1 protein-coding gene is annotated in these 625 nt (G+C 55.7%); it reads left to right on the top strand.

The genetic code is table 11. The features are described 5' to 3' along the window. Positions 1 to 147 precede the first annotated feature (147 nt). The coding region (locus tag AC1RPR_RS08010; RefSeq protein WP_481763437.1) for a hypothetical protein at positions 148 to 625 on the top strand (478 nt) is incomplete at its 3' end.

Raw genomic sequence — 625 nt, forward strand, 5'->3', positions numbered from 1 at the left:
CAAGGATGATCCGCGATTCTTCATGTGGCGTAATCACTTCGAAGAAGCTAAGTGGGAGGACGAGGCATTTGACGAATGTGATTTTGGAGTTGACGACGAGTAAATAGCGGCGTACACTGCGCGCATTGACTACACAACGGAGGGAACATGAGCGCACAATACAACGCAGCAGACGACTACTTCGAAGCCGACGATTTCGATCCGCTGCACGAGTACGAGCAGATTACGGGTAACCGCCTGAGTTCCTACGATGGTCCGGAAGGTCTGGGTCTGGCGATTCTCCTGTCGCAGCGCAAATCCATGTCGAAGGAATTCGCGCTCAAGCAACTGGGCGACGTGCATGGGCGCATGACGGAAGAAGAGTATCGGACGACGCTGGAGCGTGCTGGTTTCCGTACGGGCTACACGCGTCATTTCACGTATGCGCCGGACTACGCGCCCAACGATCCCCGGCAAGAAATGCAGCGTATCATGTTCCACTCGGCTTTTGGTGTGATCTTGCGGTATGACACGTACACGGATTCGGAGTCGTGTCGCATCAATTCCTGCAACTGGTGGGCTGCGTGGAAGCCGTTCGACGAAGAGTCGCGTCGCCGTGGTCGCACGTCCAGTGGCTCGTACCAAT

It is taken from the genome of Dellaglioa sp. CoH-57-MRSF-22 (assembly GCF_056781895.1).